Raw genomic sequence first — 1052 nt, forward strand, 5'->3', positions numbered from 1 at the left:
ACCCAGCGCGTCGATCTGCGCGGTGGAGAGCGAGCGCAGCGCGGCGGTGTTCATCGCACGCAGGTCCTGCGTTTCCAGCGCGGCCATCTGGTCGGTGCCCAGGCCGGCGACCTGGCGTGAGCTCAGCGCGGCGACCTGTTGCGAGCCCAGCGCCTCGACGTTGGCGGTGGACAGCACGCCCAATTGGCTGGAGCTCAGCTGGGTGACTTGGTTGGTGCCCAGCGCGGCGACGTCGGCGCTCTCCATCGTGGAGACCTGCGCGGTGGACAGCGCGCCCAGCTGCGCGCTGCTCAGTGCGCGGATCTGGTCGGAGCCCAGCGCGTTGAGATCATCGCTGGACAGGTTGGCGACCTGAGCCGTGGTCAGGCTGGCCACCTGGGCGGTGGACAGCCCCTGGATCTGGGCCGAGCCCAGCGCGTCGATTTGCGCGGTGGAGAGTGCACGCAGCGCGGCGGTGTTCATCGCACGCAGGTCTTGCGTTTCCAGCGCGGCGACCTGGTCGGTGCCAAGTCCAGCGACTTGGCGCGAGTTCAGCACGGCGAACTGCTGGGTGTCCATGGCCTGGAGGTTGGCCGTGGAGACGGCGCCCAGCTGGGCCGAGCCGAGGTTGCCCACTTGGGCGGTGGACAGCGCGACGAGGTCAGCGCTTTCCATCGTGGAGACCTGGGCCGTGCTCAGGGCACCCAGCTGCGCGCTGTTCAGCGCGCGGATCTGGTCGGAGCCCAGCGCGTTGAGGTCATCGCTGGACAGATTGGCGACCTGGGCCGTGGTCAGGCTGGCCACCTGCGCGGTGGACAGGCCCTGGATCTGGGCCGAGCCCAGCGCGTCAATCTGGGCCGTGCTCAAGGCACGCAGCGCGGCGGTATTCAGCGCACGCAGGTCTTGCGTTTCCAGCGCGGCGACCTGGTCGGTGCCCAGGCCGGCGACCTGGCGCGAGTTCAGCGCGGCGAACTGCTGGGAGTCCATGGCCTGGATGTTGGCCGTGGAGATGGCACCCAGCTGGGCCGAGCCGATGTTGCCGATCTGCGCGGTGGACAGCGCGACGAGGTCAC

General features: G+C 69.7%; 1 pseudogene. It reads right to left on the bottom strand.

The annotated features are described in order from the left end of the window. A pseudogene (locus tag LZ017_RS21755) lies at positions 1-1052 on the bottom strand (hypothetical protein); the annotation flags it as partial.

This window comes from Pelomonas sp. CA6, assembly GCF_022549225.1.
In the GTDB taxonomy this organism is placed as follows: Bacteria; Pseudomonadota; Gammaproteobacteria; order Burkholderiales; family Burkholderiaceae_C; genus Roseateles.